Raw genomic sequence first — 25,820 nt, 5'->3', positions numbered from 1 at the left:
TCCATACAAACGGCCATACGTACATGATCCGGAGTGTCGGGTAGGAAACGGTCGCCGCGCTGCGCATCGTGTTTCACGTGAAACGGCGCTCTCTGCTTCCAGGAATCCTCGGCCGCGCTCGTGCCGCGGCCGGTTCGCTCTCTCATCGGGCCGTCGAGGTGACCCATTCGGCGACTCAACCGGTGGATTCATCCACAGGAGAACGGCCCTCACTGGTTCGCGACCCCGAAAGCATGGCAGGCTCTGTTCATTGCGAGCATGTAGTCGAGGAGAGTGAATCCTTGCGGTCCGACGCCAACATCGCGGGACCGATGGCCGATCCGGTCCCCGGTCCCCGTACCGAACCGTTCGGGGATGATGTTTCACGTGAAACACCGCCCCCGATGGACGACACCCCCATCGGCCGCGCCGCCCAACTGGCCGTGCAGGCACTGGGGCGGGCCGGTGAAGGACTCCCCCGTCCACCCCAGACCAGAGTGATCGTGGTCGCCAACCAGAAGGGCGGGGTGGGCAAGACCACCACCACGGTCAACATGGCCGCCTCCCTGGCCCTCCACGGGGCCCGCGTGCTGGTCGTCGACCTCGACCCCCAGGGCAACGCCTCCACCGCCCTGGGGATCGACCACCACTCCGAAGTCCCCTCCATCTACGACGTCCTGGTGGAGAGCAAGCCGCTCTCCGATGTCGTCCAGCCGGTGCCGGACGTCGAGGGCCTCTTCTGCGCCCCCGCCACGATCGACCTGGCCGGCGCCGAGATCGAGCTGGTCTCCCTGGTGGCCCGGGAGAGCCGGCTGCAGCGGGCCATCGAGTCCTATGAGCAGCCGCTGGACTACATCCTCATCGACTGCCCGCCCTCGCTCGGTCTGCTGACCGTCAACGCCCTGGTGGCCGGCGCCGAGGTCCTCATCCCGATCCAGTGCGAGTACTACGCCCTGGAAGGACTCGGGCAACTGCTCCGCAACGTGGAGCTGGTGCGGGGCCACCTCAACCCCAAGCTCCATGTCTCCACCATCCTGCTGACCATGTACGACGGCCGGACCCGGCTCGCCTCACAGGTCGCCGAGGAGGTGCGCACCCACTTCGGCAAGGAGGTGCTGCGCACCAGCATCCCGCGCTCGGTCCGTATCTCGGAGGCCCCCAGCTACGGCCAGACGGTGCTGACCTACGATCCGGGTTCGAGTGGCGCGCTGTCGTACCTCGAGGCGGCACGCGAGATGGCCCTGCGGGGGCTGGGACACACCCAAGAGTTCAATGAGCAGAACACGTCGGAGGGGATCCAGTGAGTGAGCGACGCAGAGGACTCGGCCGTGGTCTCGGCGCGCTGATTCCCGCCGCACCGAACGGTGCGGACGCGGCAGCCGCGACCGCGGTGGCGACGGCGGCGAACGCCGCGCCCGTCCTGGCGCCGGAACGAGGTGTCGCCGTCGCCAAGGTGGCGGCGCTGGTGGAACAGCAGGGGCGAGAGGGCACCGCCGCGATTCCGGTTTCACGTGAAACACCGGAAGCCATCGCTGCCCAGGAGCCGTCGATGGTGGCGGGGGCGTACTTCGCCGAGCTGCCGCTGGACGTGATCGTCCCCAACCCGCGTCAGCCGCGTGAGGTCTTCGACGAGGACGCGCTGGCCGAACTGGTCACCTCCATCAAGGAGGTCGGCCTCCTGCAGCCGGTAGTGGTCCGTCAGGTCGGGCCGGAGCGCTACGAGCTCATCATGGGTGAGCGGCGCTGGCGGGCCAGCCGTGAGGCCGGCCTGGAGGCCATCCCGGCGATCGTACGGGCCACCGAGGACGAGAAGCTCCTTCTGGACGCCCTGCTGGAGAACTTGCACCGTGCCCAGCTGAACCCACTGGAGGAGGCGGCCGCCTACGATCAGCTCCTCAAGGACTTCGCCTGCACGCACGAGCAGCTCGCCGACCGCATCGGCCGCTCCCGCTCCCAGGTCTCCAACACCCTGCGCCTGCTGAAGCTCTCCGCACCCGTACAGCGCCGTGTGGCGGCCGGTGTGCTCTCCGCCGGGCACGCACGCTCCCTGCTCGCGCTGGAGGACGTGGAGGACCAGGACCGGCTCGCCAGCCGGATCGTGGCCGAGGGGCTCTCGGTGCGCGCGGTCGAGGAGATCGTGCATGTGATGAACTCCGAGTCCCAGCCGACGAGGAAGGCTCCCGCACCTCGAACCGGCAAGCGGATGTCCCCCGCGCTGACCGACCTGGCGTTGCGGCTCTCCGACCGCTTCGAGACCCGGGTGAAGGTCGACCTCGGGCAGAAGCGCGGGAAGATCGTCGTGGAGTTCGCTTCGATAGAGGATCTGGAGCGCATCCTCGGCTCGATGGCCCCGGGTGAGGGCAAGGTCCTCGAGCGGTCGCTCACCGAGGAGACCGACGAGGCGGAGTGAGTTCCTTCCCCGTCCTGTGACACGGTCCGCAACTTCTGGGCGGGTCACACCCCGAGAGGGATGTGACCCGCTTTTTGCTGGGCCGTTCGCGTTGCTCCGGTGTCGGACTTGTCCGCTCACGGATACGATGCGTACGGGATGGAGCACTACCTCCGAGGAGGGGCCCATGCGATCGGTGCGGCGCGTCGGAGTGGAGCACGATTGGCAGAAGGCCGCCCTCCTCGCAGCGGGGCTTGGGCTGGGCGCCGTGGGTGGCTTCGTCGGCAGTTGGGTCCACGACAGAAACGAGGGTCAGACCTCATGGGGCGTCGGCTCGTTCCGCTCACGCTGGACAACCTCCCGGATCTCCCCAACCGCTGCCGCGCGTGCGTCTTCTGGGAACTCGATCCGGTAAGCGGGGAGGCCGCCGTCCAGGCCGGCAAGCCCGAGCTGGAGAAGGAGGCCTGGATCTCCGCGGCGCTGCTGGAGTGGGGATCCTGCGGCCGTGTGGTTTACGTGGACGAGGTGCCCGCCGGCTTCGTGCTCTACGCCCCGCCGGCTTACGTGCCGCGCTCGACGGCCTTCCCCACGAGTCCCGTCTCCCCCGACGCGGTCCAGTTGATGACCGCCCGCGTCCTTCCGGGCTTCCAGGGGCAGGGGCTGGGCCGGGTCCTGGTGCAGTCCGTGGCGAAGGACCTGGTGCGGCGGGGCTTCCGGGCGATCGAGGCCTTCGGGGACGCGCGCTGGGAGGAGCCCGCCTGCGTCCTCCCCGCCGAGCACCTGCTGGCCGTCGGGTTCAAGACCGTGCGGCCGCACCCGCGCTTTCCCCGGCTGAGACTGGAGCTGAGGACGACGATCTCCTGGAAGGAGGACGTCGAGATGGCGATCGACCGGCTGCTCGGCGCCGTGCAGAAGGAACCGGCGCTACGGCCCCTGTGACGGACGCGAAAGGGCCCGCTCCTCACGGGGGCGGGCCCTTTCGCGTCCGTCTGCGGTGCTCAGCCGATGAAGTCGGAGAGGTCGCGCTCGATGGCGGCCTTCGGCTTGGCGCCGACGATGGTCTTCACGACCTCACCGCCCTTGTAGACGTTGAGGGTCGGGATCGACATGACGCCGTACTTGGCGGCGGTGACCGGGTTCTCGTCGATGTTCAGCTTGACGATGGTGATCTGGTCGCCGTGCTCCGCGGCGATCGCCTCCAGGGAGGGGGCGATCTGGCGGCACGGACCGCACCACTCGGCCCAGAAGTCGACGAGCACGGGCTTGTCGCTGGACAGGACCTCCTCGTCGAAGGTCGCATCGGTCACGGTCTTGGTGTTGCCGGCCACGGCTGTCTCCTCGGTGTGTAGGACGGGTACTCGGGTTGTTCGGTGCGGTCAGACGACCGCGGCGGCGGTCTGCTCGGGCTCGCGGGTGTGCTCGGTGTCCGTGTCGGCCAGAGCGGCGAGGTAGCGCTCGGCGTCCAGGGCGGCGGAGCAGCCGGTGCCCGCGGCGGTGATCGCCTGGCGGTAGGTGTGGTCCACGACGTCACCCGCGGCGAAGACACCGGGGATCTTCGTACGGGTACTGGGCGACTCGACCTTGAGGTAGCCCTCCTCGTCCAGGTCGAGGATGCCCTTGAACAGTTCGGTCCGCGGGTCGTGGCCGATCGCGATGAAGAGTCCGGTGACCGGGAGCTCGGAGGTCTCACCGGACTTGGTGTTCCGCAGGACCAGGCCGGAGAGCTTGCCGTCGCCGTTGATCTCGGCGACCTCGTTGTCCCAGACGAACGAGATCTTCGGGTCGGCGAAGGCACGCTCCTGCATGGCCTTGGAAGCGCGGAGGGTGTCCCGGCGGTGGACGACCTTCACGCTCTTGGCGAAGCGCGAGAGGAAGGTCGCCTCCTCCAGGGCGGTGTCGCCACCACCGATGACGGCGATCTCGTGGTCCTTGAAGAAGAAGCCGTCACAGGTGGCGCACCACGAGACACCGCGACCGGAGAGCTGGTCCTCGTTGGGCAGACCGAGCTTGCGGTGCTGGGAACCGGTGGCGATGATGACGGCCTTCGCCCGGTGGACGGTGCCCGCGGAGTCGGTGACGGTCTTGATGTCACCCTGGAGGTCGACCGCCACGATGTCGTCCGGGATCAGTTCGGCACCGAACCGCTCGGCCTGGGCCCGCATGTTCTCCATGAGGTCGGGGCCCATGATGCCGTCGCGGAAGCCAGGGAAGTTCTCCACCTCGGTGGTGGTCATCAGAGCACCGCCGGCCGTGACCGCCCCTTCGAAGACCAGGGGCTTGAGGGAGGCGCGGGCGGTGTAGAGCGCGGCTGTGTATCCCGCCGGCCCGGAACCGATGATGATCACGTTTCGGACGTCGCTCACGGGTGCTTCCTCGTCTCTGCTGTGCCGACTCGCCGGGTGCCTCGGCGGCGGGACCATTGTCATCCCGCCTAACGGATCCTACGGTCCGGGCATTCCCGTCGGCGTGGCGCTAGCGAGGGTATGTCTCCTCACGGAGGAGGGTGCCCGTGGCAGGGGGCTGCGCGGTGACGCACGAGGCGTCCACGACGTACGCGTCGACCAGCGCGGAGTCTCCCTTGTGCGGCAGCACGACCAGATAGGAGTCCACACCCTCGTACCTGCCCCGTTGAACGGCGAGCGGGGTCTCCTGGCGGTCCAGTGCCGTCAGGACGCAGGACGGCGTCGCACTGTCCGTACTGACCATCGGGGACTGCCCCGAGGGCTTGCTCTCCTGGAGCCTGCCCGTGCCGCCTGTCAGCAGATCGTGTACCTGCACGCCGAGCGTGTCGGCGTCAGCCTTGGTGTCCGCGCCGGAGGCTGTCGAGGACTGGCTGTCGGCGCTTCCGCCGGCCTCCCAGGTGGACTGGGCGAGGACGGCCCCGAAGCCGAGCACGGCGGCCACGGAGGCGGTGACGAGAATCCCCTTCCCCCAGCGCCGACGAGACCCGGTGCCGGGGCGGCCGGGCCCACTGGGGCCGATGCCGCGGCCGGAGGGCCTTCCATCGACCGCTGCCGATGTTTCACGTGAAACACGGGGCGGCTTCGTGGTCTCTGTTTCACGTGAAACATCGGCACCGCTCGAGGCGAGCAGTGCCTCGGCGGCGAGCGCGGCGTCGATCCGGCCCGCGATATCGGCGGGCATCCGGGGCGGGCCGGGCAGGGTGCCCAGCAGTCCGCGGATCCCGTCCAGCGAGGCGCGGACGTCGGCGCAGAGCGCACAGCCGTCGATGTGCCCGCGGACGTCGGCCGAGCGCTCGGGCGGGAGGATGCCCTCGGTGAGCGCGGAGATCTCGGCGACCTCGGGGTGCTCGTCCGTACCCGTCGTCGGCGTCATGGGTGTCCACCTCCGCCCTTCGTGAAGCCGTGGCCCGGCCGGGCCTCCGTCTCTGGGACGGATGCGTTCTCCGTCCGGTTCCTTCCCCCTGCCTGATCACTGCTACTCCCCCGAGCGTCCCGTAGATGGGAGAGGAGCGGCAGCAGTCGTGCCCTGCCCCGGGCGCATCTGCTCTTGACCGTCCCGGCCGGTACGTCGAGGACGGCGGCGGCCTCGGCCACGGGATAGCCCTGCATGTCGACCAGGACCAGGGCGGCCCGCTGCTCCACGGGGAGCTTCGCCAGCGCCCGCAACAGTTCCTGGTGCAGCTCACCCCGCTCGGCCGGGGCTGCGGCGGACTCGTGCGGTTCGAGGAGTTCCTCGAACTGTTTCTCGTCGGTGACCGGAGCGGTGCGGCGTGAGGCGGCCTTGCGTGCCCGGTCCAGGCAGGCGTTCACGGTGATGCGGTGCAGCCAGGTGGTGACGGCCGACTGTCCGCGGAAGGTGTGGGCGGAGCGGAAGGCCGAGACGAGTGCGTCCTGCACGGCGTCGGCGGCTTCCTCGCGGTCCCCCAGGGTCCGCAGCGCCACCGCCCAGAGCCGGTCACGGTGCCGGCGGACGAGTTCCCCGAAGGCGTTCGGGTCCCCCGCGACATGACGGGCGAGGAGGTCGCCGTCGCCGACCTCCCCGCCCGTACCCTGCGTGCTCACCGTCCCCCTCCCCGCGGGGCTACTGCCCCTCGAACCTCACATTGGTGATGGCCTGCTTGTGGCCGGCTCCGGAGTACCCGTCGGCTTCTGAGTAGGGAAGGGCGGTCAGCCAGACGACGACATAGCGCGTCTCCACGGGCGCCTTGAGGGAGAGCGTCGCCACCTTGTCCTTGGTCGTGACGGTGGCCAGCGGCTTCAGCTGGCTCGGTTTGGCCGTGCTCTCCAGTGAGTCGGCCGCGTAGAGAGTGACCGTCGTGTGGTCGCCGCCGTAATAGAGGTCTATCGAAGCCTGGCTGAGTTTCCTCGCCGCTCCCAGGTCGTAGGCGATGCCGACGCCCTTCTTGACGGAGGGAGCGAATTCGGGACCGTCGGAGAAGCTGTTCGTGCGCCAGTACGTGGACGTCTTGCTGTCATACGTGGCGTTGACATCGTTCGGGTGCTGGGCTCCGCCGTAGGGCGCGTACTCGGCCGCGCCTTGAATCGGAAGCGGATTCAGGGTGACGTTGCTCGTCTCGTTGTCGGTGCCGCCGTCGCCGCCCGAGGTGTGCGAGGAGGCGGTGCCACCGGACTTGGCCTGGTTCTCGCGGTCCATCAGGGTTTCCGCGAGCTGCCAGCTGCCGAGACCGAGGGCGACGATGAGGAGGGCCGAGACGGACCACTTGAGGGCCTTGCCGGTGCGGCCGGGCAGCGTTGGGGGCGGGGTGGGGGCGAGGGTCGCCGTGGCGCCGGGGGACGCGGGGCCCGCCGGGGGCTGGCGGTAGGAGCCCTGCTGGTAGGTCGTGCGCGAGTAGGGCCCCGTCGTCGGCTCGGGCGGCCGGATCTTGGGGATCGCGGTAACGGCCTTGGCCAGCTCCTCGGGGGTGGTGCAGGGTCCCGGCTGGCGAGAGGCCGTCGCCCCGTCGTTGACCAGGGCGCGCATGGCGAGCTCCGACAGTCCCCGGTGGACTCCCGCCCGCACCTGGTCGGGCGCGACGAGGCCGACGTCCTTGGGGAGGCCGGTGAGCCCGTGGTCGTCCTCCGGGTACGGCCAGCGCTGGGTGAGCGAGGCGTACAGGAGGGCTCCGATCGCCTCGGTGTCCTCGCGCTGCGGGCGCTCGGAGGAGATGCCGCGCAGCGCGGCCGCGACGGCCAGACCGCGGATGCGGTACTGGCCGGCCTCGGTACGCAGGACGGAATCGGGACCGAGCCGCAGATGAGCCAGGCCCTCACGGTGAGCGGCCGCCATGGCCTGGGAGATCTGGCTGACCATCTGGTGGGCCTCGTGCGGCTCCAGGGGGTCGGCGGTGATCAGGGCCGTCAGTTCGCGCGCGTCCGGGAGCCACTCGTGGATGACGTAGACGAGGTCGTTCTCCTCGACCGCGTCGAGGACCTGGACGAAACGGGGGTCACCGAGCAGGGCGGCGGAGCGGGCGGCGGCCAGCACCGAACGGGCCCGGCTGTGGTCCGCGGGCAGGAGGTGGATGCCCACGGCCCGGCGCAGTTTCTCGTCCACCGCCCTCCAGCTGCTGAAGCCCTCGGCACGGGTGAGGCACTCCTCCAGGCGGTAGCGCCCGGCGAGCTTGTGGCCGCTGTGGAGCTCCGGCGGTTCGGAAGGGGTCGGTGTTGTCTCCTCGGGGATGGTCTGCTGTGGCGCGTCCTGCTCTTCGCTCCGGTCCGTCGCCTCGTCGGCCGTGGCACTGTCCGCATGGGCGGCGATCTTCTTCTCGCCGCTCTCGTTGGCCACTCCGACGGCAGCCGTGCTCCGTTCCGCCACCGTCGTTCCTGCCTCCCCATCCGTTGCAAGATCTGACAACACAGCCGAGGACAATTGTGCCAACAGTCCACCGCTATGCACGACACACGACGGCCCACGAAGGTTGCGCAGTGGAACGCCGTCAGCGGCCCAGCCGGCCCCTGACCATGCCGACCATGGCCGTCATCTCCTCGACGCGCATCCGTTTGGCGGCGATGAAGAAAATCCCGCCCAGCACGAGAGCGCCGAGTACCAGCGACAGCAACGATGCGGCAGCGCCGTGGCCCAGCGAGTGCGAGACACCGTAGACGACGGCGCCGGCGCCCGCCGCGGCGGGGATGCACGCACCGAACAGCCTGGCGTACGTGCGCACCACGCGCTTGCCGTCGATGTCGCCGCCGAGGCGCCTGCGCAGCCGCTTGACCGCCACTCCGACGCCGATCGTGTAGGCCAGTCCGTACCCGGCGGCCATGCCCACCACGGCCCAGCGGGCGGGGAGGACGAAGTAGCAGACGGCGGCCGCGACGGCGTTGCAGGCGGCGACGATGACCGTGTTGTAGAAGGGGGTGCGGGTGTCCTCGTACGCGTAGAAGCCGCGCAGGACGATGTACTGCACCGAGAACGGGATCAGCCCGAGACCGAAGGCCATCAGGATGTAGCCGATGTTCAGCGCGCCCTCGCCGGAGCTGCTGTAGAGCAGGGTGGCCATGGGGAGGCCGAGGGCGAGGAAGGCGAACGCGGCGGGCACGATGGCCACGCCCGAGGTCCGCAGGCCGTAGGAAAGGTCGTCACGGACGGCGGCGGCGTCACCGTCGGCCGCCGCGCGGGAGATCCGCGGCAGCACGGCGGTCATCACCGAGACGGTGATGATGGCCTGGGGCATCTGCCACAGGAGCAGCGCGTAGTTGAAGCCGGTGATGCCGGCACCCTCGTGGCCCGTCTTCTCGGCCGCCGCGCCCGCCGCCGTGGCGAACTGGGTGAGGACGATCATGCCGACCTGGTTGGCGAGGACGAAGAAGAAGGTCCACTTGGCCAGCTTCGCCGCGTGGCCGAGGCCGTGGCCGCGCCAGTCGAAGCGCGGCCGGATCCGGAAGCCGGCGTCGCGCAGGTAGGGGAGCATCGCCAGCGCCTGGACCGCCAGGCCCAGCAGGGTGCCGAGGCCCAGCAGCCGGACCCCGTCGGGGGTGATGGTCCCGGAGGTGACACGGGTGCCGGTGAAGGAGCCGAAGGCCCAGATGAAGGCGCCGAAGGTGGCGATGATGACGATGTTGTTGAGGACCGGGGTCCACATCATCGCGCCGAAGCGACCGCGGGCATTGAGGATCTGCCCGAGCACGACGTGCAGCCCCATGAAGAACATGGTGGGGATGCAGTAGCGGGCGAAGGCGACCGCGACCTCGAACCTGACCGGGTCGGAGGCGATGTCGTGGGACATCGCCTGGATGAAGACCGGTGCGGCGATCACGCAGACGGCGGTGACGGCCGCCAGGCCGACGACGACCAGGGTGAGCAGGCGGTTGGCGTACGCCTCGCCGCCGTCCTCGTCGTTCTTCATGGCCCGCACGAGCTGCGGGATGAAGACCGCGTTGAGGGCGCCGCCGCCGACCAGGATGTAGATCATGGTGGGCAGGGTGTTGGCGACCTGGTAGCCGTCGTTCAGCGTGCCGACGCCGATCGCGGCGGCCATGACCAGGGTGCGCAGGAAGCCGGTGACCCGTGAGACGAGGGTGCCGGCCGCCATGAGTGCGCTGGACTTGAGGATGCTGCCGGCCCGCCCGCCGGGCTTCCCGGCCACGGGCGCCGCCGCGGGCTCGGGCTCCGCGGGGGCCGCCTGTGCGGGCTCTTCACGGAAGAGGTGGACGTACTCGTCCGCCGGCGCCGGCCTCCCGTCCTCGTCCGGGGCGTTGGAGACGAGCTCGTCCACACCGACGTACCGTGTGTTGGCGTTGTCGGCGTACGGCATCCGGTACGGCTCCTGGTGGGCGTACGGCGGTCCGTAGGCATGGGGCTGGGCCGGCGGGTGCGCGGTGCGGTCGTAGAGCACCTCGCCCACCGGGTCCTGCGCAGTCGGATCCTGTCGCCGGTACGGATCGTGGGCGTAGGTGTCCTGCAGGTACGGGTCGGGCGCGGCAGGGTGTTGCCCGGGCTGCTCGGGGAACCTCTCCCCGGCTTCCCGTTCGCGCTCACCGTCGTACGGTGCGTTCATCTCTGCCCCACCTCATCGGCCATGGCTCGCTGGCTATCGGTCCACCTTCTCACCCGTCCCGGACGGGTCCGTACTTTCCGGGGAGGTGTCCGGCGCCAGGTCACCCGGCTGCTCGTCCAGGACGCCGTCCCGGTCACCCATGGTGCCCTCTGCGGCGTCGTCCTCGTCCTCGCCGGTGTCCCCGTCACCGGACGGGTCGGCGTCGTCCTCGGCGTCGTCCTCGGAGGGGTCCGGGTCGCCGTCCTCGCCGTCGGCGGCCGCGCGGCGCTTGCGCTGGTGGTACATCCGGACGCCTGCCAGCACGAGCAGCAGGAGCCCCGCGGCGATCACCAGCATGACAGTGGATGTGATGGAGGTGACATCCACCTGGAAGGTGATGGGGTAACCGAACTTGGCGCCGTCCGCCGTGTAGAGCTGGGCGGTGACGGTGTTCAGGCCGTTGCGGGCAGCGGTGCCCTCGAACTTCAGGGAGCGGGTGTGGCCGCCCTCCACGGTCACCGGCTGTGCGTCGCCCGGGTTGAGGCTGTTGCCCTGGCTGGAGGTGAGGCGCAGCTCCAGGCCCTGCACCGTCTGGCCGAGCTCGTTCTTCACGGTCACCGGGATGGTGCCGCTGCGGCCGGACAGCGTGAGTGTCCCGGTCTTGGGGAGCAGGTAGACCAGGCTCATCAGGTCGGACAGGTAGTCGGAGATGGCCATGCGGTAGGCGGCGGACCTCCGGGGGGAACCGCGCCACTCGGTGGACATCGAGCGCATCAGCGCGTTGCCGAAGGGGGTCCGCACCCGGTCGGGCTTGCTCAGGAGGGCCATGAAGTCGTCGAGCTTGCCCTGGGTCCCCTGGATCTCACGGAAGGACGAGGTGCTCAGCTCCTGCTTGCGCAGGCGCTTGGGGTAGGAGCCGGCACCGGGCACCTTGCGGTTCGCCCGGGGGTCGGGGGTGGCCCTGGCCGCCGCGGAGAAGTCCACGGTCTCGGCCCAGCCGCTCCGGGCGACCTCCGTAATGGCCTGGGCCATGGCCTGGGCCTGAGAGGCCTTGGCCATGCGTTGCGGGGCGACGACGACGCTGCGCTGCCGGTCGGGCGCCTGCATCGTGATCATGAGGGTCTGCGCCAGGTACTTCTGGACCGCGAGGGCCGAGGGCCCGGCCTTCGTCATGTCGCCCTGGAAGGCCTTGGAGAGCCCGGCATCGGCGACGACCGCGGTGGTGCCGCCGCCGATGGGCCGCGCCGAGGTGGGGGTGTAGTGGAGGTCGTCCGACTCGCCGAGGCTGTCGCTGCGGGCGATCACCTTGTCGGCGCCGGCCGAGGTGGCCACGTCGACGATGGAGGAGTCCACGGCGCCCTCCACGGGCCAGGAGACGTCCGTGTCGGGGGTGACGCCCAGGATGGGTTCGACTGTGGCGGTCGCGAGCTCCGTGGCGGTCTTGAGGTGGTTCAGGGTGCCGGGGACATCCTTGCCGTGGTGGGCGATGGAGGCGATGTCGGGGTCGGCGAAGGGCAACGCGACGACCTCCTCGCCGGCCACGGCCTCCTTGAGGCTGTTCAGCCAGCGCTTCGCGTCCTCGGTGCCGGTCCCCGACGTGGTGTGATCGAGATCACCCCCGGGTCCCGCGACCTGGTACCGGCGCGTCATCGCGTCGACCGTGGCGAGCAGATCCGGGTCGACGACCCAGGTGACGGGGAGGTCCCGGCCGAGCGCCACCATCTGCTGCAGACGACCGCCGGGCGCCAGGTCCTTGGCGAGGTCGTCGTTGAGGAAGATCGGGCTCTGCTGGTCGTCGCCCTCGCTGCGCACGGCGAGGTGCGGGCGGTCGACCAGTGGCCACAGGAAGGTGTAGCGGGTCGGCTTGGCGTCCCCGTCCGGGTACCAGGGGAGGAAGGTCCGCTCGATACCGAGGTACTCGTCGTAGCCGCGGTTCCTGGTCTGCCCGGTCAGGGAGACCCCGAGCTGGTAGACGCCGTCCGGGCCCAGATCCAGGTCCTCGACCGGGATCTCCAGGGTGAAGCTGCGGGTGATGCCCGCCGGCAGGTCGTCCACGGGCACGGTGTGCCCGGGGACCTCCTCGCCGTCGGTCGGGCTGTGGGGCGCGCCGGTGGACACGTCGCCGATGGCGCTGCGGCTGCTCAGCGGGCCCTGAGGGGCGATCTCCACGCCCACGTGGGCGCCGCTGACGGCGTGCTTGCTCTTGTTGGTGACGGTCCCGGTCACCGTGAGGGCGTCGCCCTTGGCGGGGACGGTGGGGGACAGCGAGTTCACCGACACGTCCACGACCCGGCCGTCGGGGGTGTCCGCGTACGCCGGGGGGGCCGTACGGGCCTGGACCAGGCCGGAGAAGAGGGTGGCGCCCACGAGCAGCGCCGTGGCCCGGCGCAGCCTCGAACGGGCCGGAGTTCCTCCGGGGTGCTGTGCCGCCTCGCCCACGCGCTGGCCGTCCTCGTCGTCATCGGATGTGCGTCCTGGCATGGTAACGATGCTTGATGACCCGAAGTGCTGTGAGTGGGCCACAAGATCGATACAGTCCGGGGCGCGGAGGCGTCGGGATGATCGCCGGCGCCGGTAAACCGGTCCGCCGCGGGGCGCATGGGCACGTACCCTTTTCTGTTGTGCCGAATGCCAACAACGCCCCCCAGACCCTGAAGACCGCGCCCATGATCGCGCCGGTGGCCGAGGACCTCGGCCGTCGCTTCCGGGACGCCGGATTCCGGCTTGCCCTCGTCGGCGGCTCGGTCCGCGACACCCTGCTCGGCAGGCTCGGCAACGACCTCGACTTCACCACCGACGCCCGGCCCGATCAGGTGCTGAGGATCATCCGCGGATGGGCGGAGGCCGTCTGGGAGGTGGGCATCGCCTTCGGCACGGTCGGGTGCCGCAAGGACGGCTACCAGATCGAGGTGACCACCTACCGCTCCGAGGCCTACGACCGCACCTCGCGCAAGCCGGAGGTCTCCTACGGGGAGTCGATCGAGGAGGACCTGGTCCGCCGGGACTTCACCGTCAACGCGATGGCGGTCTCCTTGCCGGAGGCGGAGTTCGTCGACCCGTACGGCGGGCTCGGCGACCTCGCCCAGCGGGTGCTGCGCACTCCCGGCACCCCGGAGGACTCCTTCTCCGACGACCCGCTGCGGATGATGCGTGCCGCGCGCTTCGCCGCCCAGCTGGACTTCGAAGTGGCGCCCGAGGTCGTGAGGGCGATGACGGAGATGGCCGACCGCATCGAGATCGTCTCCGCCGAGCGCATCCGGGACGAGCTCAGCAAGCTGGTCGTCTCCGAGCACCCCGGCAAGGGTCTGCAGCTGCTGGTGGAGACCGGCCTGGCCGCACGGATCCTCCCGGAGTTGCCGGCGCTGCGACTGGAGCGCGACGAGCACCACCGGCACAAGGACGTCTACGAGCACACGCTGACCGTCCTGGAACAGGCGATGGCACTGGAGACGGAGGGGCCGGACCTGATCCTGCGCCTCGCGGCGCTGCTGCACGACATCGGCAAGCCGCGGACCCGGCGCTTCGAGTCCGACGGGCGGGTCTCCTTCCACCACCATGAGGTGGTCGGGGCCAAGATGACCAAGGGGCGGCTGACCAGACTCAAGTACCCGAACGACATCGTCAAGGACGTCGCCCGGCTGGTCGAGCTGCATCTGCGCTTCCACGGCTACGGGACCGGGGCATGGACCGACTCCGCTGTCCGGCGCTACGTCCGGGACGCCGGACCGCTGCTCGAGCGGCTGCACAAGCTGACCCGCTCCGACTGCACGACCCGCAACAAGCGCAAGGCCGCGGCCCTGTCCCGCACCTACGACGGGCTCGAGGAGCGCATCGCGCAGCTGAAGGAGCAGGAGGAGCTGGACGCGATCCGGCCGGACCTGGACGGCAACCAGATCATGGAGATCCTGGGCACCCCCCCGGGCCCCCAGGTCGGCAAGGCGTACAACCACCTGCTGGAGCTGCGCCTGGAGAACGGCCCGCTGGGTGAGGAGGCCGCCGTGGCCGCGCTGAAGGAGTGGTGGGCCGCGCAGGGCTGAGCGCACCCCGTCCGGGTACCGGACGAACCGAGGGGGTCGTGTTTCACGTGAAACACGACCCCCTCTGCCTTAACGGCGACCCCATCACTTGGTGATGCTCTGCAGGCAGAGCACGACATTGTTGAAGTCGGTCCCGGACTGGGTGTAGTAGACGTCCGACTCCGTGACGGACTCACACTGCTTCTGGTCAGTCGAGTCGTCGAACTTCTTGACGATCTTGAACTGGGCGTCGCCGGAGGAGCAGTCGACGTCCACCAGGTCCGGGCTCTTGTCGGTGCCCTTGTTGTGGAGGCAGCCGCCGACCTTCGACGTCTCGGCGTCGGTCTGGTCGAACTGGGAGAAGGCGAACCGCACGCCGATGATGACCACGATGGTGACGATCACGCCGATGATGCGCTTGCCGATGTTCCTGCCGCGCCGCGGCGGCGCGGCAGGCGGCGGGAAGGCGCCGGGCTGGCCCTGCGGAGGCGGGAAGGCGCCGGGCTGACCTTGCGGGGTCGGGCTGTGGGTGTCATGAGGTGGCGGAGTCGCCATGATGGTTCCCCTCCCTGGGATGAACCTGTCAGTTCCTGTGAACGCGCGAACGTTACTGGACGGGTCGGACAGGCCCCCCGCCGGGGCGGCTGTTTCACGTGAAACGACGTGGGGTCCTGGCGGTGCCGAACGCCACCGCGGCGTAGACAGCGGAGAGCCCGAGAAGGAGCCCCGCGGAGCGGCCGTCCGGGGGGAGGACCAGTGCGCAGATGGCCGCGGCGCCAACGAAGGCGACATTGAACAGCACGTCGTAGATCGAGAAGATCCGCCCCCGGTAGGCGTCGTCGATCGAGGACTGGACCACCGTGTCTGTGGCGATCTTCGCCCCCTGGGTGGCCAGCCCCAGCACGAAGGCCGCCGCCAGTACGGGGGCCGGCTCGAAGGGGAGGCCCAGTCCGGGAAGCAGGACGGCGGCCGAACCCGCGCAGACCGTGATCCAGCCGAAGGTGCCGAAGTGGCCGGTGGCCCAGGGGGTGACGGCGGCCGCCGTGAAGAAGCCCGCACCCGAGACGGCGACCGCCAGGCCGAGCAGCGCCAGTCCGTCCGCCGTGCCATGGTGGGCCCCCTCGGATCCCGACCAGGCGTAGCGGCAGAGCATCAGCACCGTCACCGTGAGTCCGCCGTAGCAGAAGCGCATCGCCGTCATCGCGGCCAGGGCGCGTGCGGCGCGCGGCCGCCGGCGCAGATGTCCCAGGCCGTGCACCAGACCGCGGAAGGTGCTGAGCAGCGCCTCGCGCACCCGCGGCTGGATACGGGACGGGTCCGGCCCCAGCAGGTCCCGCCCCAGGGTGAGCGCGGCGAGCCCGGCACAGAGGTAGAGGACGGCGCCCAGGACCACGACCAGGAGGTCGGAGCGGGTGCCCTCGGCTACCACCAGGTGCACCAGGAAGGCCGCCCCGCCGCCCGCGGTGGCCGCGAGCGTGCCGGCGGTCGGGGACAGCGCGTTCGCCATGACCAGGCGTTCCCCGTCCACGACGCGGGGCAGGGCGGCCGAAAGGCCGGCGAGTACGAAGCGGTTGATGCCGGTGACCGAGAGGGCGGACAGGTAGAAGAGCCAGTCCGGGACGCGCAGCAGCATCAGTACGGCCGTGCCGAGGGAGAGCACCGCCCGCAGCAGGTTGCAGTAGAGAAGGACCTGCCGGCGTCGCCAGCGGTCCAGCAGGACGCCCGTGAACGGCCCGAGGAGCGAGTACGGCAGCAGCAGGACCGCCATCGCGGAGGCGATGGCGGCCGGCGAGGTCTGCTTCTCCGGGGAGAAGACCACGTAGGCAGCCAGCGCCACCTGGAAGACCCCGTCGGAGAGCTGGGACAGCAGCCGAACCGTCAGCAGCCGGCGGAAGTCCCGGAAGCGCAGCAGCACACGGAGATCACGGACAACGGGCATGCGCACAGCCTCACATGACGCACAAACCCCCGGGTGCCATACCCGGGGGCCTGCGCGGTCGCGTCGTACGACGAGCGGTGACGGGGGTTAAGCCGCTGTTCAGCGCTCGACCTCGCCGCGGATGAACTTCTCCACGTTCTCGCGGGCCTCGTCGTCGAAGTACTGCACCGGCGGGGACTTCATGAAGTAGGAGGACGCCGACAGGATCGGGCCGCCGATGCCGCGGTCCTTGGCGATCTTCGCCGCGCGCAGCGCGTCGATGATGACACCCGCGGAGTTCGGGGAGTCCCAGACCTCGAGCTTGTACTCCAGGTTCAGCGGCACGTCGCCGAAGGCGCGGCCCTCGAGGCGGACGTACGCCCACTTGCGGTCGTCCAGCCAGGCCACGTAGTCCGAGGGGCCGATGTGGACGTTCTTCTCACCCAGGTCGCGGTCGGGGATCTGGGAGGTGACGGCCTGCGTCTTGGAGATCTTCTTGGACTCCAGGCGCTCTCGCTCGAGCATGTTCTTGAAGTCCATGTTGCCGCCGACGTTCAGCTGCATGGTGCGCTCGACGATGACACCGCGGTCCTCGAAGAGCTTGGTCAGCACGCGGTGCGTGATAGTGGCACCGACCTGCGACTTGATGTCGTCACCGACGATCGGCACACCGGCCTCGGTGAACTTGTCCGCCCACTCCTTGGTGCCGGCGATGAAGACCGGCAGGGCGTTGACGAAGGCGACCTTGGCGTCGATGGCGCACTGGGCGTAGAACTTCGCCGCGTCCTCGGAACCCACGGGCAGGTAGCAGACGAGCACGTCGACCTGGCGGTCCTTGAGGACCTGCACGACGTCCACCGGCTCCTCGGCGGACTCCTCGATGGTCTCGCGGTAGTACTTGCCGAGACCGTCCAGGGTGTGGCCGCGCTGGACGGTCACGCCCTTCTGCGGCACGTCGCAGATCTTGATGGTGTTGTTCTCGCTGGCACCGATGGCGTCCGCGAGGTCGAGGCCGACCTTCTTGGCGTCCACGTCGAAGGCAGCGACGAACTCTACGTCACGCACGTGGTAGTCGCCGAACTGCACGTGCATGAGGCCAGGCACGCGACTGCCCGAATCGGCGTCCTTGTAGTACTCGACACCCTGCACCAGCGATGCGGCGCAGTTGCCCACGCCAACGATGGCTACGCGAACCGAACCCATTCCGGTTGCTCCCTGTGTAATCGTCACGCGGGTCCCCGGCGCGTGCCGGGTCCGCCGTTTTCCTGTTGGTTGTCCTGCTCGGCATCGGCGGACGGAGCGGCCGGGGGCTGCTTGCCACGCCCTGCCCGCTCGGTCTCGATCAGCTCGTTCAGCCAGCGGACCTCTCGCTCCACCGACTCCATGCCGTGCCGCTGCAGCTCGAGCGTGTAGTCGTCGAGCCGCTCACGGGTACGCGCGAGGGACGCGCGCATCTTCTCCAGGCGCTCCTCGAGGCGGCTGCGCCGCCCCTCGAGGACACGCATCCGTACGTCCCTGGACGTCTGGCCGAAGAAGGCGAAACGAGCCGCGAAGTGCTCGTCCTCCCACGCGTCAGGGCCGGAGTGGGCGAGGAGCTCTTCGAAGTGCTCCTTGCCGGCCGCCGTCAACCGGTACACGATCTTGGCCCGTCGGCCGGCCAGCGGCGCGGCGAGCGGATCTGGCTCAGGGCCGGTCTCCTCGACCAGATAACCCTGGGTGACCAGTGTCTTGAGGCAGGGGTAGAGGCTGCCGTAGCTGAACGCGCGGAACACACCGAGCGAGGTGTTGAGCCGTTTGCGCAGCTCGTAACCGTGCATCGGGGATTCGCGCAGCAGGCCCAGGACGGCGAACTCGAGGATGCCGGAGCGCTTGCTCATGTCCTCGTTTCCCTCCCGTCCGGGCTGTCGTCGCCTCTTATCTCGCCGTGATGTATCGGCTCGATACATCGCGACGATAGAACGACTTCTCCCGGTAGGGCAAGACGGCCCACCGTGACCGGCGTCACATCGCGAGATCCGTCCACCGTCAACCGTCCGTAATGTGATGAACATCTGGCTAGAACCTCTTTTGACCGTGCGTACTCTGTTCGCCATGCAGAGCATCGGGAACCGAGTGACGTCAGTCAGCGTCCTTGTCCCTGGTGCAGTGCGGCCATCGCACGCCGGGGGGACCGGAAAACCAACTGCCGCTTTCAGGCGATTCCGCCTGTCCTAGGAGTAGCTGTTCATGAGCGAGCACCGTCGCAAGCCGCCGCAGTCGCCCGGCGACGGCCGGGCCGCCGCCCGGCGCGGCGCGCAGCAGCAGCCCCCGCCGCCTGGCGGCCGGCGGGCCGCTGGGCCGCCGAGGCCGCAGCCGTACGGCCCGCACGGAACCGGTTCGGGGCAGGGCCACGGCCCGCGCCAGGGCATGGGACAACAACCCCCCCGTCAGGGTGCGGGTGCGGGCGCGGGGGGCCGCGCGGGGACCGGTGGCCGGGCCCACGGGGCCGAGCCGCCCTACCAGGGGCGGGCAGCCGCGCGCCGTGCCGCCCAGTCCACGCAGAAGGGCGGCCGTCGCCGTGCCGCCACGGCCGCGCAGGGCGGGCGTGGCGGTGGCCAGCCGCCCAAGAAGCGCATCATCGATTACCCCCGTTGGGGGAAGGACGGATGGCGCCGCTGGATGCCGTCCTGGAAGCTCGTCTCCGGGCTGTGCCTGTTCTTCTTCGGCAGCATGGTCACCGTCGCGGGCGTCGGATACGCGATGGTGGGCATCCCCAACGAGAACGACGCCGCCAAGTCGCAGAACAACGTCTACTACTGGGCGGACAACACCCGCATGGTGGCGACCGGCTCCGGTGCCAACCGGCAGAACGTGACGCTCGCCGACATCCCCAAGGAGATGCAGCAGGCGGTCATCTCGGCGGAGAACAAGACCTTCTACAAAGACTCCGGTGTCGACCCCATGGGCGTCGGCCGGGCGCTGTTCAACATGGCCAGAGGCGGTGACGCGCAGGGCGGTTCGACGATCACCCAGCAGTACGTCAAGAACACCTACCTGAGCCAGGACCAGACGGTCAGCCGCAAGTTCAAGGAGCTCTTCATCTCCATAAAGGTGGGGACGAAGCTCGACAAGCGCGAGATCCTGCAGGGCTACCTGAACACCTCGTACTACGGGCGTGGTGCCTATGGCATCCAGGCGGCCGCGCAGACCTACTACGGAGTGGACGCCAAGGACCTCAACGCGAGCCAGTGCGCCTTCCTGGCCGCGCTGCTCAAGGGCCCGACGTACTACGACCCGGCCGGGGCCACGAACATCGACCCCATCGCGACGCCCAAGGCGAACCGGAAGAACTCCGAGGAACGCTGGAAGTGGATCCTCGGCGAGATGTACAAGGACAAGGGCCTCACCAAGGCCGAGTACGACAAGGCCGTGGCCAAGTACCCCGAACCGCAGGGCCTCAAGGCGACCGCCGGCATGAGCGGTCAGATCAGCTACCTGGTCGACATCGCCAAGAGCTATGTGCTGAGCCACACCGACATCAGCCAGAGCCAGCTGGACAAGGGCGGCTACGAGATCCACACGACCTTCGAGAAGGCGAAGGTCGAGTCGCTCAAGAAGGCCGTCGACGAGGTCCGCAAGAAGAACATAGACCCCAAGAAGCGCGAGGCTGACAAGTTCGTCCAGTTCGGCGCGGCGTCCGTGGTGCCGGGCGACGGCAGGATCGTCGCCCTGTACGGCGGAGAGGGTTTCGAGCACGGCCAGTTCAACAACAACGCCAACACCACGGGTGTCCCCGTCGGCTCCACCTGGAAGCCGTTCGTGCTGGCCGCGGCAATGCAGTACGGCACCAACCAGACCAACGGTGTCGGGCTGTCACCGCAGAGCAAGTACAACGGCAACGACCTGCTCAAGATCAAGGACCACGAGGGCAACTACGTCCTGAGGAAGGACGGCAGCGTCTTCAAGCAGAAGAACGAGAGCGGGTACCCCTGGGGCTACATCACGCTGCGCAAGGCGATGGAGCAGTCCATCAACACCCCCTTCGTGCAGCTCGGTGAGGACGTCGGGCTGCCCAAGGTGGCCGAGATGGCGAAGAACGCGGGCGTGCTGGAGTCGAGCTTCGAGTCCCTGAACGCCTCGTTCTCGATCGGCACGTCCAAGCCGTCCGCCATCCGCATGGCCGACGCCTACGCGACGTTCGCCGCGTCGGGCACCCAGGCCGAGCCCTACTCCGTCACCAAGGTGGTCAAGGACGGCAGTGTCGTGCCGGGCTTCGGCAAGCCGAAGATCAAGCGGGACGCGATCGACAGCAACGTCGCCAACAACGTCACCGACGTGCTGGAGAACGTGGTCAAGAACGGCACCGGCAAGAAGGCCCTGACGGTGGGCCGCACGGTCGCGGGCAAGACGGGTACCACGGACAGCGAGAAGGGAACCAGGTCCGCCTGGTTCGTCGGGTACACCAAGCAGCTCTCGACCTCGGTGGTCCTGTTCCGCGAGAACCCCAAGAAGCCCGGTCTGATCGGCATGGCGGGCACCGCGGGGCTCGCGTCGGCGCACGGTGGTGACATGCCCGCGGAGGTCTGGGCGAAGTACATGTCCCAGGCGCTCAAGGGCAAGGAAGACACCGGCTTCCCCGACCCCGAGAAGATCGGCCAGGTCAAGGACCAGCTCGGCGCCCCGTCGGCGAGCCCCTCGGTCTCGGCCACCCCGAGCGAGTCTCCGACCACCAACCCGACCCCCACCGAGTCGCGGCCGCAGGGCAGGCCGACCCCGACCGACTCCGGGGCCTGCAAGCCCTGGCAGTGGGGTTGCCAGGACGGCAGCGGTGGCAACGGCGGCGGAGCCACGGACGGTGGCACCAGCGGGACCCCGACGTCGACCCCGACGTCCAGTAGCACCGGCAAGAACAACGGAGGCAACGGCAACGGCGGACTCATCGCGGGTACGGGCGGTTGACCGCCCCGCGTTGCGCAGAGCAGTGATCCGCGGCCGTGGAGGGCAGTACGCCCTCCGCGGCCGCGGCCGTTCCCGGCGGGTGGCGGGCGGCATGGGGATCCGACGCTCCGCACGCTGCGATGTAGGGCAGGATGTGGCCCATGACGATCGTGCGCGAAGACCCCCACCACGAGGCCTCGGAGGCCGAGGCGGTCGTGCCCCCGACCCGTGAGGACCCGGTCGCCGTGGCCGGGAGCGAGGTCATCGGCGGCCCGCTCGGCCGCTTCGCGGCCGTGGGGCGGCGGGGCTGGTGGAACCCCCTGCGCGTGGTCGTGCTGATCGCCATCGGGATGTTCGCGCTGGGCATGGTGCAGAAGCTGCCGTGCTACGACAGCGGCTGGTTCTTCGGGGCGAACGCCCAGTACAGCCACGCCTGCTACTCCGACATCCCGCACCTGTACTACGGCCGGGGCTTCGCGGACGACCTCGTCCCGTACTTCGACCACATCCCGGACACGGTCTCCGGCGGCATGGGCTACCTGGAATACCCGGTCCTGACCGGGCTCTTCATGGAGGTCGCCTCCTGGCTCACCCCGCACGGGGGCACGATCCAGCACCGGGAACAGATCTACTGGCTGGTCAACGCCGGGATGCTGCTGGTCTGCACCGCCGTCATCGCGGTCTGTGTCGCCCGGACCAACCGGCGCCGCCCCTGGGACGCACTGCTGGTCGCGCTGGCGCCCGCGTTCGCGCTGACCGCGACCATCAACTGGGACCTCTTCGCGGTCGCCCTCGCGGCGGCCGGGATGATGCTGTGGTCGCGCGGCCGTCCGGCGGCCGCGGGCATCCTGATCGGGCTGGCGACGGCCGCCAAGCTCTACCCGGTGCTGATGTTGGGGCCGCTGTTCCTGCTGTGTCTGCGGGCCGGGAAGCTGAGGGCCTGGAGCGCGGCGGTGGGCGGTGCCGTGGCGTCCTGGCTGGTGGTGAACCTTCCGGTGATGCTGCTCGCCCGGGACGGCTGGGCGAAGTTCTACACCTTCAGCCAGGAGCGGGGCGTCGACTACGGCTCTGTCTGGCTGATCATCTCCCAGCAGACCGGCAAGTCGATCGACGGCGCCAACTTCTACGCCAGCGCGCTCATGCTGCTGTTCTGCGCCGGCATGGCCGCGCTGGCGCTGTACGCGCCACGGCGCCCGCGCTTCGCGCAGCTGGCCTTCCTCGTCGTGGCGGCCTTCATCCTGACCAACAAGGTCTACTCGCCGCAGTACGTGCTGTGGCTGGTGCCGCTGGCGGCGCTCGCCCGGCCGCGCTGGCGGGACTTCCTGATCTGGCAGGCCGCCGAGGTCATGTACTTCCTGGGGATCTGGTCGTACCTGGCGTACACGACGGGCGGCAACAGCAAGGGCCTGCCGCAGGACGGCTACCACCTGGCCATCGCGGCGCACCTGATCGGGACGCTGTACCTGTGCGCGGTCGTCGTCCGGGACATCGCCTTCCCCGAGCGCGACGCGGTGCGCCAGGACGGCTCGGACGACCCCTCCGGGGGCGTGCTGGACGGGGCGGAGGACGTGTTCGTGCTGGGGCGGTCCTCGCACCGGCCGCGGCACGCGGCGCCGCTGCAGGGCGGGCCCGAGGACGGCTATGGCTATGGCTACGGCTACGAGCATGGGTACGGCGAGCCGCGCCCGGTGGTGCAGTGGGGCGTGGACCCGGCGCCGCCTGTCCCGCCTGCCCCGCCCCACTGAGGGCGGGGGACGCCCCGGGTGCCCGGGGCGTTCAGCGGTCGACGACGCGGTCGAACTGCGTCGTCGTGTGCCGCAGGTGCGCCACCAGCTCGTCCCCGACCGCCGGGGGCGCCACGTCGCCCGGCAGGAAGAGGATCGACACCTGCATGTGCGGGGGCTCGGCGAACCAGCGCTGCTTGCCCGCCCACACGAAGGGCGACAGGTTGCGGTTGATGGTGGCCAGGCCGGCCCTCGCGACGCCCTTGGCGCGCGGCATGACGCCGTGCATGGCCTTGGGGGCCTCAAGGCCCACCCCGTGCGACGTACCGCCCGCCACGACGACCAGGTGGCCGTCCTCGGAGGCCTTGTTCTGGCGGTAGCCGAAGCGCTCGCCCTTGGCGATGCGCGTGACGTCCAGGACGGCGCCCCGGTACTCGGTGGCCTCGTGGTCGCCGAGCCACAGCCGGGTGCCGATCCGGGCGCGGAAGCGGGTCTGCGGGAACTGGTTGCGCAGCTGGGTCAGCTCGCCGGCCTTGAGGTGGCTGACGAACATGGTGTGCAGCGGCAGCCGGGCCGCGCGCAGCCGCTCCATCCAGCCGAAGACCTCCTCCACGCCGTCGGAGCCGTCGGTGCGGTCCAGCGGCAGGTGGATGGCGAAGCCCTCCAGGCGGACGTCGTCTATGGCCGAGTGCAGTTTGACCAGGTCGTCCTCGCTGACGCCGTGCCGCCTCATGCTGCTCATGACCTCGATGACGACCCGCGCGCCGACCAGGCCGCGCACGCCCTCCACGGAGGACACGGAGCGGATGGCGCGGTCCGGCAGCGGTACCGGCTCCTCGCCCAGCCGGTACGGGGTCAGCACCAGCAGGTCCCCGCCGAACCAGTCCTTGATCCGGGCGGCCTCGTACGTCGTGCCCACGGCGAGGATGTCCGAGCCGAGACGGATCGCCTCCTCGGCCAGGCGCTCGTGGCCGAAGCCGTACCCGTTGCCCTTGCAGACGGGGACCAGTCCGGGGAACTGCTCCGCCACGGACTGCTGGTGCGCACGCCAGCGCGCGGTGTCGACGTACAGGGTGAGCGCCATGGCCGGAACGAGGACCTTTCTGCGGTGTCTGCGGTCAGTCGGGCACGCGGGTCAGCGGCGGGACATGTAGATGTCGAGAGCCTTGTGCAGCAGCTTGTTGAGCGGGAAGTCCCACTCGCCCAAGTATTCGGCAGCCTGCCCGCCAGTGCCCACCTTGAACTGGATGAGACCGAAGAGGTGGTCGCTCTCGTCCAGCGAGTCGCTGATGCCGCGCAGGTCGTACACGCTCGCGCCGAGCGCGTAGGCGTCCCGCAGCATCCGCCACTGCATGGCGTTGCTCGGCCGCACCTCGCGCTTGTGGTTGGCCGAGGCCCCGTACGAGTACCAGACGTGCCGGCCGACGACGAGCATCGTCGCGGCGGCGACCGCCTCGCCCTCGTGCTTGGCGAAGTACAGCCGCATGCGGTTGGGGTCCTCCGAGTTGAGGACCTGCCACATGCGCTGGAAGTAGGAAAGGGGCCGCGGGCGGAAGTGGTCGCGCTCGGCGGTGACCTCGTACAGCTGCTGCCACACGGGCAGGTCGTCATAGGCGCCCTGGACGACCTCGACGCCGGCCTTCTCGGCCTTCTTGATGTTGCGCCGCCACAGCTGGTTGAAGCCCTTCTGGACGTCGTCCAGGCTGCGGTTCTCCAGCGGGACCTGGAAGACGTAGCGGGGCTGCACGTCGCCGAAGCCGGCGCCGCCGTCCTCGCCCTGCTGCCAGCCCATGCGGCGCAGCCGGTCGGCCACCTCGAAGGCACGGGGTTCGATGAAGGTCGCCTCGACGTCGCGCAGGCGCTTGACGTCGGGGTCGGCGATGCCGGCCTTGATGGCGGCCGCGTCCCAGCGGCGGATGACGACCGGCGGGCCCATCTTGACGGAGAACGCGCCCTGCTGCTTCAGGTGCGCCAGCATCGGGCGCAGCCACTCCTCCAGGTTGGGCGCGTACCAGTTGATCACCGGGCCCTCGGGGAGGTAGGCGAGGTAGCGCTTCACCTTGGGCAACTGCCGGTAGAGAACCAGGCCGGCGCCGACCAGCTCACCGGTCTTGTCGTCGAACCAGCCGAGGTTCTCCGAGCGCCACTCGGTCTTGACGTCGGCCCAGGCGGGAACCTGGCAGTGGCTTGCCGAGGGCAGGCTCTGGATGTACGCCAGGTGCTGTTCCCGACTGATGGTCCTCAGGGTCAAGCTCATGCGGGGCGCTCCCCATCGCTGCGGCTACGGCATTGCTGACTGCATTACTGCGCCGAAGCCTACTGCGAACGGCGAACGCCCCCACGAGGGCTGTGGACAACTAGGCCCGCGGCTTCGTCCGGCGGGGGCCGGGAACGGTCGGTCAGGACACCACGCCGCCGAAGAGCCCGCCGTGCGCCATGCCGAGGTAGAAGCCGATCGCGGCCAGCCCCATGCCGATGATGAAGAAGAAGCGCTCGGCCGTGGTGGCGGAGCGGTACTGCCCGAAGGCGCCGACGAGGATGCCGGCCAGGCCCGCCCAGGAGCTGAGCAGGTGCAGGCTGTCCCAGAAGGCCGCGATGGCGGAGACCAGGCCGAGCACGACGGTCACGACGGCCAGGGTGTTCTCCACCGGATGGGGCCTGCCGTCGGAGTTGAGGGTGCTGAGTACTCGCTGGTAGAGACGGCTGCCGGTAGTGGGTCGCACTGCCTGTGCCATGAGGCACCTCCGTGATGGAGAGGTGGCGCATCGTAGCGCCGGACACACCCGATGTGTACAGATTGCGGGCTTCCGGGGCCGGATTTCAACCGGAAGCCACGAGGCGGGTAGTGTGTACCGTCTGCACCGGTGTCTGTGCAGGCCCACACGACGGCCCCGCAGGGCCTTCGGGGAGCGATCCCCGGAACGCTCCGGGCGTT

General features: G+C 69.6%; 20 protein-coding genes. 6 read left to right on the top strand and 14 right to left on the bottom strand.

What is annotated here, in order from left to right:
- The first annotated feature begins 233 nt into the window (after positions 1-233).
- The 3 genes from ACRWNP_RS01260 (at position 234) to ACRWNP_RS01250 (ending at position 3,307) form a co-directional block, all read left to right on the top strand.
- Complete coding sequence (locus tag ACRWNP_RS01260) at positions 234-1,283, top strand: ParA family protein (protein ID WP_431958964.1); 1,050 nt, start codon at positions 234-236, stop codon at positions 1,281-1,283.
- The gene (locus ACRWNP_RS01255; RefSeq protein ID WP_431958963.1) at positions 1,280-2,389 is read left to right on the top strand and encodes a ParB/RepB/Spo0J family partition protein; all 1,110 of its coding nucleotides are present in this window, start codon (positions 1,280-1,282) and stop codon (positions 2,387-2,389) included. Before ACRWNP_RS01260 ends, ACRWNP_RS01255 begins: the two co-directional genes overlap by 4 nt.
- A gap of 300 nt (positions 2,390-2,689) precedes the next feature.
- On the top strand, positions 2,690-3,307 hold the full coding sequence (locus tag ACRWNP_RS01250) for a GNAT family N-acetyltransferase (protein ID WP_431958962.1): 618 nt from the start codon (positions 2,690-2,692) through the stop codon (positions 3,305-3,307).
- 59 nt (positions 3,308-3,366) lie between these two features.
- Here the strand turns inward: ACRWNP_RS01250 and trxA are convergent, their stop codons facing one another.
- The 7 genes from trxA to ACRWNP_RS01215 all read right to left on the bottom strand — a co-directional run bounded on the left by trxA (position 3,367) and on the right by ACRWNP_RS01215 (position 12,791).
- A complete protein-coding gene (gene trxA / locus ACRWNP_RS01245; protein ID WP_431958961.1) occupies positions 3,367-3,696 on the bottom strand; it encodes a thioredoxin in 330 nt (109 codons plus the stop codon).
- A gap of 48 nt (positions 3,697-3,744) precedes the next feature.
- Complete coding sequence (gene trxB / locus ACRWNP_RS01240; protein ID WP_431958960.1) at positions 3,745-4,731, bottom strand: thioredoxin-disulfide reductase; 987 nt, start codon at positions 4,729-4,731, stop codon at positions 3,745-3,747.
- Between the two features lie 109 nt (positions 4,732-4,840).
- Positions 4,841-5,704 carry a hypothetical protein gene (locus ACRWNP_RS01235; protein ID WP_431958959.1) on the bottom strand — a complete coding sequence of 288 codons (864 nt, stop codon included), beginning with the start codon at positions 5,702-5,704 and terminating at the stop codon, positions 4,841-4,843.
- Entirely contained in the window at positions 5,701-6,393 is a 693-nt protein-coding gene (gene sigM / locus ACRWNP_RS01230) for an RNA polymerase sigma factor SigM (RefSeq protein ID WP_431958958.1), read from the bottom strand. The genes ACRWNP_RS01235 and sigM overlap by 4 nt, the downstream gene beginning before the upstream one ends.
- Before the next feature lie 19 nt (positions 6,394-6,412).
- The gene (locus ACRWNP_RS01225; RefSeq protein ID WP_431958957.1) at positions 6,413-8,146 is read right to left on the bottom strand and encodes a protein kinase family protein; all 1,734 of its coding nucleotides are present in this window, start codon (positions 8,144-8,146) and stop codon (positions 6,413-6,415) included.
- A gap of 121 nt (positions 8,147-8,267) precedes the next feature.
- Positions 8,268-10,331 carry a murein biosynthesis integral membrane protein MurJ gene (gene murJ, locus ACRWNP_RS01220; protein WP_431958956.1) on the bottom strand — a complete coding sequence of 688 codons (2,064 nt, stop codon included), beginning with the start codon at positions 10,329-10,331 and terminating at the stop codon, positions 8,268-8,270.
- A 33-nt stretch (positions 10,332-10,364) separates the two neighbouring features.
- Positions 10,365-12,791: a DUF6049 family protein gene (locus tag ACRWNP_RS01215; RefSeq protein WP_431958955.1), complete on the bottom strand. Its 2,427-nt coding sequence runs from the start codon at positions 12,789-12,791 to the stop codon at positions 10,365-10,367.
- A gap of 140 nt (positions 12,792-12,931) precedes the next feature.
- Between ACRWNP_RS01215 and ACRWNP_RS01210 the strand changes: the two genes are divergently transcribed.
- Positions 12,932-14,347: a CCA tRNA nucleotidyltransferase gene (locus tag ACRWNP_RS01210; RefSeq protein WP_431958954.1), complete on the top strand. Its 1,416-nt coding sequence runs from the start codon at positions 12,932-12,934 to the stop codon at positions 14,345-14,347.
- Positions 14,348-14,431: 84 nt separating this feature from the next.
- Here the strand turns inward: ACRWNP_RS01210 and ACRWNP_RS01205 are convergent, their stop codons facing one another.
- The 4 genes from ACRWNP_RS01205 to ACRWNP_RS01190 form a co-directional block, all read right to left on the bottom strand.
- The gene (locus ACRWNP_RS01205) at positions 14,432-14,881 is read right to left on the bottom strand and encodes an LppU/SCO3897 family protein (protein ID WP_431958953.1); all 450 of its coding nucleotides are present in this window, start codon (positions 14,879-14,881) and stop codon (positions 14,432-14,434) included.
- Positions 14,882-14,975: 94 nt separating this feature from the next.
- The gene (locus ACRWNP_RS01200; protein WP_431958952.1) at positions 14,976-16,265 is read right to left on the bottom strand and encodes an MFS transporter; all 1,290 of its coding nucleotides are present in this window, start codon (positions 16,263-16,265) and stop codon (positions 14,976-14,978) included.
- Between the two features lie 99 nt (positions 16,266-16,364).
- Positions 16,365-17,447, bottom strand: a complete 1,083-nt coding sequence (locus tag ACRWNP_RS01195; RefSeq protein WP_431958951.1) for an inositol-3-phosphate synthase — start codon at positions 17,445-17,447, stop codon at positions 16,365-16,367.
- A gap of 23 nt (positions 17,448-17,470) precedes the next feature.
- Positions 17,471-18,121: a PadR family transcriptional regulator gene (locus ACRWNP_RS01190; RefSeq protein WP_018558161.1), complete on the bottom strand. Its 651-nt coding sequence runs from the start codon at positions 18,119-18,121 to the stop codon at positions 17,471-17,473.
- 349 nt (positions 18,122-18,470) lie between these two features.
- Between ACRWNP_RS01190 and ACRWNP_RS01185 the strand changes: the two genes are divergently transcribed.
- On the top strand, positions 18,471-21,182 hold the full coding sequence (locus ACRWNP_RS01185; protein ID WP_431958950.1) for a transglycosylase domain-containing protein: 2,712 nt from the start codon (positions 18,471-18,473) through the stop codon (positions 21,180-21,182).
- Positions 21,183-21,322: 140 nt separating this feature from the next.
- A complete protein-coding gene (locus ACRWNP_RS01180) occupies positions 21,323-22,906 on the top strand; it encodes a glycosyltransferase family 87 protein (RefSeq protein ID WP_431958949.1) in 1,584 nt (527 codons plus the stop codon).
- 31 nt (positions 22,907-22,937) lie between these two features.
- On the opposite strand, the gene ACRWNP_RS01175 is transcribed toward ACRWNP_RS01180, so the two are convergent.
- The 3 genes from ACRWNP_RS01175 to ACRWNP_RS01165 form a co-directional block, all read right to left on the bottom strand.
- Positions 22,938-23,969, bottom strand: coding sequence for an alanine racemase (locus ACRWNP_RS01175; RefSeq protein ID WP_431958948.1), 1,032 nt, complete (start codon positions 23,967-23,969; stop codon positions 22,938-22,940).
- A gap of 51 nt (positions 23,970-24,020) precedes the next feature.
- The gene (locus ACRWNP_RS01170) at positions 24,021-25,142 is read right to left on the bottom strand and encodes a lipid II:glycine glycyltransferase FemX (protein ID WP_431958947.1); all 1,122 of its coding nucleotides are present in this window, start codon (positions 25,140-25,142) and stop codon (positions 24,021-24,023) included.
- A 142-nt stretch (positions 25,143-25,284) separates the two neighbouring features.
- Positions 25,285-25,620: a hypothetical protein gene (locus ACRWNP_RS01165; protein ID WP_431958946.1), complete on the bottom strand. Its 336-nt coding sequence runs from the start codon at positions 25,618-25,620 to the stop codon at positions 25,285-25,287.
- Between the last annotated feature and the right edge of the window lie 200 nt (positions 25,621-25,820).

The organism is Actinacidiphila sp. bgisy160, from assembly GCF_965342435.1.
GTDB lineage: Bacteria > Actinomycetota > Actinomycetes > Streptomycetales > Streptomycetaceae > Actinacidiphila.
This window is presented reverse-complemented; position numbering and strand designations above follow the sequence as displayed.

Excerpts from the sequence above, each read along its gene's own strand:
- ACRWNP_RS01260 (WP_431958964.1), top strand. The coding sequence starts at position 234 with ATGGCAGGCTCTGTTCATTGCGAGCATGTAGTCGAGGAGAGTGAATCC.
- ACRWNP_RS01250 (WP_431958962.1), top strand. The coding sequence starts at position 2,690 with ATGGGGCGTCGGCTCGTTCCGCTCACGCTGGACAACCTCCCGGATCTC.
- ACRWNP_RS01235 (WP_431958959.1), bottom strand. The coding sequence starts at position 5,704 with ATGACGCCGACGACGGGTACGGACGAGCACCCCGAGGTCGCCGAGATC.
- murJ (WP_431958956.1), bottom strand. The coding sequence starts at position 10,331 with ATGAACGCACCGTACGACGGTGAGCGCGAACGGGAAGCCGGGGAGAGG.
- ACRWNP_RS01215 (WP_431958955.1), bottom strand. The coding sequence starts at position 12,791 with ATGCCAGGACGCACATCCGATGACGACGAGGACGGCCAGCGCGTGGGC.
- ACRWNP_RS01205 (WP_431958953.1), bottom strand. The coding sequence starts at position 14,881 with ATGGCGACTCCGCCACCTCATGACACCCACAGCCCGACCCCGCAAGGT.
- ACRWNP_RS01200 (WP_431958952.1), bottom strand. The coding sequence starts at position 16,265 with ATGCCCGTTGTCCGTGATCTCCGTGTGCTGCTGCGCTTCCGGGACTTC.
- ACRWNP_RS01195 (WP_431958951.1), bottom strand. The coding sequence starts at position 17,447 with ATGGGTTCGGTTCGCGTAGCCATCGTTGGCGTGGGCAACTGCGCCGCA.
- ACRWNP_RS01190 (WP_018558161.1), bottom strand. The coding sequence starts at position 18,121 with ATGAGCAAGCGCTCCGGCATCCTCGAGTTCGCCGTCCTGGGCCTGCTG.
- ACRWNP_RS01185 (WP_431958950.1), top strand. The coding sequence starts at position 18,471 with ATGAGCGAGCACCGTCGCAAGCCGCCGCAGTCGCCCGGCGACGGCCGG.
- ACRWNP_RS01180 (WP_431958949.1), top strand. The coding sequence starts at position 21,323 with ATGACGATCGTGCGCGAAGACCCCCACCACGAGGCCTCGGAGGCCGAG.
- ACRWNP_RS01175 (WP_431958948.1), bottom strand. The coding sequence starts at position 23,969 with ATGGCGCTCACCCTGTACGTCGACACCGCGCGCTGGCGTGCGCACCAG.
- ACRWNP_RS01170 (WP_431958947.1), bottom strand. The coding sequence starts at position 25,142 with ATGAGCTTGACCCTGAGGACCATCAGTCGGGAACAGCACCTGGCGTAC.
- ACRWNP_RS01165 (WP_431958946.1), bottom strand. The coding sequence starts at position 25,620 with ATGGCACAGGCAGTGCGACCCACTACCGGCAGCCGTCTCTACCAGCGA.